Raw genomic sequence first — 6,932 nt, 5'->3', positions numbered from 1 at the left:
CCGGACCTTGGCGATATTGCCCGCACCGCCACACTGGGCAACCAGCTGCCCGCCGGGTTTGAGCACCCGGGCGAGCCGGGCAAACAGGCTGGCATGGTCGAGAATCCAGTGGAAGGTGGCGGTCGACAGGATGGCATCAACCTGCTGCGGCAGATCGAGGCTCAGCAGGTCGGCCACGTGCAGGCTGACCCGTGGGCTGGCCCGAAACCGCTCGGCGGCTTGGGCGATCATGGCCGCCGAGCCGTCAACCCCGATCACCCGGCCGCGTGGCAGGCGGGCCAGCAACTGCTCGGTCACCCGTCCCGTCCCGCAGCCGGCGTCCAGGACGGTTTCGTTGCCGCTCAGCTCCAGGCGCTCCAGGACGTGCCCGCCCCAGCGGGTCATGGGGTCGGCCAGCCGCTCATACTCGTCTGCGTTCCACTCTCGTGCCATACCGCTCCTCTCAAGACCGAGAGCATTGTTCCCTGTGCCTCGGGTCTTGTCCATGCGGCCCGGCCCTCGCGCCCGTGTTCCATCCGTGCCAGAATGGCCGGCCACGAGCGGGCGAACGAATGATACGACTGATGCGATGGATGCTGGCGATGGTCTTGGGCTGGGTGATGGTGGGCGGTGTTGGGCGTGCGGATGATCGGCCGCCAGCCCGCCAGCCGGTGCTGGAGGAGACGTTTGAGCAGTATGCGGTCGGGGCGTTTCCGGGCCGTTGGGAAGTGCGGGGGGATGAGGCTGAGGCGCGGACGATTTATCGGGTGGCCGAAGAGGAGGCGGGTAACCGTTTTCTGCGCGCCTCGGCCGAGCGGCAAGACATCCAGATCGGGCTGACCAAAAAGTTTGGCCCCGAGCAGTATCCCGTGCTGCGCTGGCGCTGGCGGGTCACCCGACTGCCGGCCGGCGGGGACGAGCGTGCCAAACCGACCAATGACTCGGCCGCTGCGGTGTATGTGGTGTTTGACAGCCGCATCATGCCCCGCGCCATCAAATACGTCTGGAGCACGACCCTGCCGGTCGGCAGCACCTTCACCAGCCCGCACTACTGGCGAGGCAAAGTCGTCGTGCTCCAGAGCGGGCCGCCGGCCAGTCCGGCCTGGCGTCAGGAAACGGTCAACTTCTATGAGGACTACAAGCAGCTGTTCGGCTTGATTTTGACCGATTCGGATGTCACCCAGAGCAGCGCCCAGGCCGACTATGACGACCTGGCCGTCCTGCCGGCCGCAGCCCTACACACGCTGGAGAGGAACGAGACAACCGTCGCCTCGGCTCTCGGGGACGAGGAGGAAGGACACCAAAACAAGTATTGACCGGGGGCAACGCTTGCAGACGTTCGCTCATGTAGGATTCATCGCGGCGCTCACAGACTGTCAACGTGGCGGAACAATGCGGAATTTCCGTCTCCCGGCAATACGATAGGTCTCGAAATCATTGTGGTCGATCGTGCAGATAGTGGACAGCGACTCTCGCTGCGCAAGATGCACCAGCGTTGCGTCAGCAAAGTCCATGGGGTGGTCGCGGTATTGGTTCATGAGCCGATCCAAGGCCGGCAGGTCGGTGTCGGTTATCGGCAAAACAAGAATGGCCCCTGAGCGAACGAACCGCCACGCCGCTTCGATATCATGTGGATGATCACTCAGAAGGTGGAAGAGTTCGGTGAGGACGGCCGCTGTTGTGGCCAGGGGCAGACGAAGCGCATCGAAGGCCGCAACGCATCGAACATGCCAGCGATCCTTCCCATTCAGAATGGCGAGCATCGCTCCGGTATCAATCAGACCGTGGGCGCGCATGCCGCTCTCGAATTTTCTGACGAATCCGCGCTTTGGCCAGCGCTGCCAGGTCGGGGTCTCCGTCGCTCAGCGTTCCGAAACACTGCTGAGCTGCGGAGTGTAAACGTTGCTGCTGCTCGTCCTCCCCGTTGAGCGAAGACGATTCGCGCAGCCAGTTGCGCACAATCTGGTCGAGCAATCGGGCAACGCTGGTCTTCTCGGTGCGCGCGGCGTGTTCGAGCGCACTTTTCAAATCGCTGTCCACCCGCCAGCTATACACCTCAGTCTTGTTCATGTACGACAGTGTGGTGCTTTCTCGGTAGGGTGTCAAGAAGCAGAGGCGGGAGACGGCATTTCTCGGCAGCGGAACACCCACATTGGCAATCAAGATACCAAAACCCACGGGGCTATTGCATCGTACTGCGGAGGCATTGACCAGCCAACGCAGGGCTCGGGGACAGACGTGTGGCGGGGCTTGTTTGCTATGGTTCGCTGCCGTAGGGGCAGCCCCGTGTGGCCGTCCGATGAAAGGAGCACGATCTATGGCTGGAAGACTCGAAGGAAAAGTTGGTCTGATTTCCGGGGCGGCGCGCGGACAGGGAGAGGCCGAGGCGCGCATGTTTGTGGACGAAGGGGCAAAGGTCGTGCTCGGCGATATCCTGCTTGAAGAGCAGGGCCGGGTGGTGGACGCGTTGGGTGACCGGGCGACCGGGGTGCGGCTCGATGTCACCCGTGAGGAGGACTGGCAGGCCGCGGTTGAGACGGCGCTGTCCAGCTATGGCCGGCTGGATATTCTGGTCAATAACGCCGGGATTTTTCCGATTGAAAAGCTCGAAGAAACCGATCTGGAGCTGTGGAATCGGGTCATCGCCATCAATCAGACCGGGGTGTTTCTGGGCATGAAGTACGCCGTTCCAGCCATGCGTCGGTCCGGGGGCGGCTCAATCGTCAATATCTCCTCAATCGCCGGCCTGATCGGCTCCGGCATGGCCACCGCCTACCACGGGACCAAGGGAGCGGTCCGACTGCTGACCAAAACCACCGCGCTGGAGTGCGCCAAGGATAATATCCGGGTCAATTCGATCCATCCGGGCGGGGTTGATACGGTCATGCTCGACGTGCTCAATCCCGAAGCCCGCCAGGCGTCGATTCAGGTTCATCCGCTGGGCCGGCTGGCGACCGTCACCGATATTGCCTATGGTGTGGTGTATCTGGCCAGCGACGAATCCTCGTTTGTGAGGCGGCTATACCGCGCAGTAGGGGCAACCCCCTGTGGTTGCCCGACGGCCTGGCAACACAAACGGGGCAGGCACGGGGGCCTGCCCCTACGCTTGGTTCCCGGCCCTCTCCCTCCAGGGCGGGGGAGAAAAGGAGAAGCGCACATGGCATACGAAACCTTTACCCTCGAACGCTCGGGACCGATCGTCACGGTCAGTTTCAACCGTCCCCAAAAGCTGAACCCGATCAACGAGAAAGTCCTGCGTGAGTTTGTGGCGATTGCCTACGAACTCCAGGAGGACGAAGACGCGCGGGTGGTGATCCTGACCGGCCACGGCCGGTCGTTCAGCGTCGGGGCCGATATGGACGCCCTGTCGGCCGGGTCTCAGGCCACGGTCCAGGCCCAGCTGACCGACACCGCCAAGCTGCGCCTGGCCAAACTCGGCTGGCGGGCCATGGACGAGTGGGAACGCCTGGACCAGATCAGCATTGCGGCCGTCAACGGTTTTGCGGTGGGCGGCGGCGTGTCGCTGGCCATGGCCTGTGACTTTCGGATCGCGGCCAGCGGAGCCCGCCTGTGGCTGCCCGAGGTGCGGCTCGGCGTGCCGTATATGTGGGGCTCGATTACCCGCATGATCAATCTCATCGGCATGGCCAAGGCCAAGGAACTCATCATGACCTGTGACGAACTCACCGCCGAGGACGCCCTGGAGGTCGGCCTGGTCAACCAGGTCGTGCCACGCGGTCCGGGCCTTTGCCGCCAAACTCCTCAACAAGCCGCCCATGGCCCTGCGCCGGACAAAGGAGTTTTTCAAGGCCCTGACGACCAACAAGGCCGGCGATATTACCTATGCCGACGCCCATCTGGGCTTGGCCTGCACGACGGGAGAGGATATGCCTGAGGCGGTGGCCGCTTTTCGTGAAAAGCGCGAGCCCGTGTTCTTCAATCGCTAAACGCGCCGGTTCGTGCTGGCGCGATGAATCCGCAGGCTGTAGACTGCGGGGTCGGAAACACCCAGCAAAGGAGTACGAAACCACATGGTTCAGGCTCAATCGCTACGTGCGCTGTTAGCCCAAGACCGGCTCTTCATGGCCGCCGGCGCCTATGATGTGATCTCGGCGCGGCTGGTCGAAGAGGCCGGTTTTCCCCTGGTGTATTATTCCGGCGGAGTGTCGGCCGGTGCGCTCGGCTATCCCGATTTCGGTATGCGGACCCTGACCGAGATGGTCATGCAGCTGGAAGGGGTATGCCGGGCGGTGAGTGTCCCGGTGATCGCCGACGCCGAGGCCGGCTTCGGCACGCTGCTCAACGTCGTCCGTATGGTCCAGGAGTACGAGCGGATCGGCGTCGCCGGGCTGCATATCGAGGATCAGGATCTGCCCCGTCGGTGTGGACATCTGGGTGGCAAGGTGTTGGTCTCGGCCGAGGACCACGCGGCGAAAATCCGGGTCGCGGTCGAAAACCGCAGCCATGACGACACAGTGATTATCGCCCGCATTGACGCCATTGCGGTCAGCGGCTTCGACGATGCCCTGGCCCGGGCCGAGGCGTATCTCGAAGCCGGGGCCGACTGCCTGTTTTTTGAGGCCTTCGAGTCGGTCAAGCAGATGGAGGCGGCCTGTCGTCGTTTTTCTAACATTCCGCTTCTGATCAATCTGGTCGAGGGTGGCAAAACGCCCTTCCTGCCGGCACCGGATCTGGCCGATATGGGCTTTCGGATTGCGATCTATCCGGTGACCGGGGTGTTGGCGGCCGCCTATCAGATGAAAAAGGTATACGGCGCGCTCAAACAGACCGGTACAACCCAGGGCATGTGGCACGAGATGTTGCCGTTCAACGAGGTGGTCAACGGTCTGCTGGGTTGGGATCAGGCGCTGGAGTTTATCGATCGGTATACAAAAGGCAATCGTGATAGAGATCAATAAAGACATCACGATTGCCTTGCAGGACTGACGCCCGCCTCGCCCCTGCCTCTGCCATGAGCGCCCCTGCTACACCTCTCGCCCTGCACCCGGACCAGCTCAGCGGCCTGCCGGCCAAAACCCGTCAGGAACGCATTCTGGCCTCGCCCCACAGCCTGGACCTGGTCCGCGGTCTGTCGTCCGAGAGCCTGTTCTACACCCTCAAAGAGATCGGCCTGACCGACGCGGGTGGACTGCTGGGGCTGGCCTCGCCCGAGCAGGTGCGCGACATGATGGACCTGGACTGCTGGCGTAAAGACCGCCTGGACGGCCAGCGGCTGCTGAGCTGGTTGATGTTTCTGGATGAGGCCGGCAGCGGCAAGCTGGCCGAATGGGCCTTGCAGGCTGATGTCGAGCTGCTGGTGTGGCTGGTCAAGCGCCACTGTGAGGTTGTGCGCAAGGCCGATGTCGAGCACGAGCCCGATTTTAATCCCGGCCGCTATTTCAGCTTTGACGACCAGTATCTGCTGCGTTTTCTCGGCGATGAGGAGCCGATTCTGGGTCTGCTGCTGGAGCGGCTGCGGGTGCTCGATTATCGGTTTTATACCCACATCCTGGAACAGACCCTGTTTGAGCTGGAGACCCAGCTGGAAGAGGAAGCCCTGCGCTGGCGGATGGCCCGCCTGGCCGACCGCGGCTATCCCGACTTTGAGCAGGCGCGCGAACTCTTCCGTATCGTCCCACCCCATACGGTGCGGCCCGAGCGCTATCCGCGGACGGGAGAACCCCCGCCGTCGCGTTCGCGCGACGCCGAGGCGGTGATTCCGCCCGACCACGCCGTGCTTCTGGTCTCAGAAGCCCAGTCCTTTTTCGGCACCGCCCTGGCGGCCGCCGATCCCGCCATCCGCGAGCGGCTGAGTATCGAGTTGGCCTATTTGACCAACCATGTAGTCATGGCCGAGGCGTGCGATACCGGGGAGCTGAGCGAGGTTCGCCGGTGTGCCGAGCTGGTGTGTGACGTGCTGAACATCGGGCTCGAATACGCGGCCCAGGGCGACCCCGACCACGCCGTCCGACTGGTGCAGGACAGCCAACTCCACGCCTTTTTCCAGATCGGTTGGAGCCTGGTGCTGGGTCTGTATCAGCGGGCCAGGCATCTGGACACGGTCCTGCAAAAGGAAGGCGAGGGCAACTGGCAGCGCTGGGTGGATACGCCTTTCCGTGAAGCCTACGCTGGAGTGCGCCGACCCATGCCGGCTTTTTTTCAGGGGTTGGAAACGCCGGGTGAGGTGCTGTACCGACGCTTTCGGAATCTGGCCGATGTGCGGCGGATCGAAACCGTCCTGAGCCATATCCCGCACTGGTTTAGCGCGCTACGGCCCTGGCTTGATGAGGCCGACCGTGCGGCAGACCGAGGGCTCAGCCTGGAAGCGGTGTGGAACACGGCGTGTATCCGCTGGGTGGCGACTCGGGTGCTTACGGTTCAGCCGCTGCGGCGGGCGGAGGTGGAGAATTTTCAACGGGCGTTTGGCGGCGCGTCTGATGAGCGCTATGCGGAGTTTCTGAGTCTGGCGGCCCGACGCCTAGCCTGGAGCGCGGACGAGGGCGCGGCGATGCGGGTTCTGGCCGCAGCCGCCCGTCCCAAGCTGCAAGAAATTGCCGCGCTGCCCGAGGTCGATTTCAGATTCATGGCCGGACTTTTCCTCCACGCCTGAGTTCTTTTCCTGGAGCCGGTCAGGAGGACCGATCCTCGGCGTGTGACGGGCGGAGCTTCTTGAGGGCTGCGGCTGCGGCTCGGGCCAAACTCGGGTCTGGATCGTCTGTGGCTTGGTGCAGCGCACTCACGACTGCTGGCGAGCGGTGGCCGCGCCGGCCCAGGCTGGCCGCGCTGGCGCGCCGCACGCCGCTCACCGGGTCGGTGACCAGAATCCGAATCAGGGCGGCCTCAGCGTCGGCGTCGGCATTATGGGGCGGACACTGGCCGAGACACGACAGTCCGGCCAGTCGCACGCCGGCCTGCTGATCGCTCAGGCTCGCCAGGTAGACCTGCCGGGCTGC

The 6,932-nt window shown here is 63.5% G+C and carries 8 protein-coding genes; 4 read left to right on the top strand and 4 right to left on the bottom strand.

Features of this window, described 5'->3' with window-relative positions; genetic code table 11:
• Window positions 1-432: class I SAM-dependent methyltransferase (locus J4F42_16105; GenBank protein MCE2487038.1), on the bottom strand; the 432-nt coding region annotated here is incomplete at its 3' end.
• Window positions 433-563: 131 nt separating this feature from the next.
• Between J4F42_16105 and J4F42_16100 the strand changes: the two genes are divergently transcribed.
• Window positions 564-1,295 (top strand): DUF3047 domain-containing protein, encoded by a 732-nt coding sequence (locus J4F42_16100; protein MCE2487037.1) that lies wholly within the window; start codon window positions 564-566, stop codon window positions 1,293-1,295.
• Between the two features lie 60 nt (window positions 1,296-1,355).
• On the opposite strand, the gene J4F42_16095 is transcribed toward J4F42_16100, so the two are convergent.
• Window positions 1,356-1,775, bottom strand: a complete 420-nt coding sequence (locus J4F42_16095) for a PIN domain-containing protein (GenBank protein ID MCE2487036.1) — start codon at window positions 1,773-1,775, stop codon at window positions 1,356-1,358.
• The gene (locus J4F42_16090) at window positions 1,753-2,157 is read right to left on the bottom strand and encodes a hypothetical protein (protein ID MCE2487035.1); all 405 of its coding nucleotides are present in this window, start codon (window positions 2,155-2,157) and stop codon (window positions 1,753-1,755) included. Before J4F42_16090 ends, J4F42_16095 begins: the two co-directional genes overlap by 23 nt.
• A gap of 139 nt (window positions 2,158-2,296) precedes the next feature.
• Between J4F42_16090 and J4F42_16085 the strand changes: the two genes are divergently transcribed.
• The 3 genes from J4F42_16085 to J4F42_16075 all read left to right on the top strand — a co-directional run bounded on the left by J4F42_16085 (window position 2,297) and on the right by J4F42_16075 (window position 6,589).
• The gene (locus J4F42_16085; protein MCE2487034.1) at window positions 2,297-3,874 is read left to right on the top strand and encodes a glucose 1-dehydrogenase; all 1,578 of its coding nucleotides are present in this window, start codon (window positions 2,297-2,299) and stop codon (window positions 3,872-3,874) included.
• 136 nt (window positions 3,875-4,010) lie between these two features.
• Window positions 4,011-4,898 carry an isocitrate lyase/PEP mutase family protein gene (locus tag J4F42_16080; protein MCE2487033.1) on the top strand — a complete coding sequence of 296 codons (888 nt, stop codon included), beginning with the start codon at window positions 4,011-4,013 and terminating at the stop codon, window positions 4,896-4,898.
• A 53-nt stretch (window positions 4,899-4,951) separates the two neighbouring features.
• Window positions 4,952-6,589: a hypothetical protein gene (locus J4F42_16075; protein MCE2487032.1), complete on the top strand. Its 1,638-nt coding sequence runs from the start codon at window positions 4,952-4,954 to the stop codon at window positions 6,587-6,589.
• A 19-nt stretch (window positions 6,590-6,608) separates the two neighbouring features.
• On the opposite strand, the gene J4F42_16070 is transcribed toward J4F42_16075, so the two are convergent.
• A partial coding sequence (locus J4F42_16070; protein ID MCE2487031.1) for a HEAT repeat domain-containing protein occupies window positions 6,609-6,932 on the bottom strand: 324 nt, incomplete at its 5' end.

This window comes from Desulfurellaceae bacterium (assembly GCA_021296095.1).
Lineage (GTDB): Bacteria > Desulfobacterota > Binatia > Bin18 > Bin18 > JAAXHF01.
This window is presented reverse-complemented; position numbering and strand designations above follow the sequence as displayed.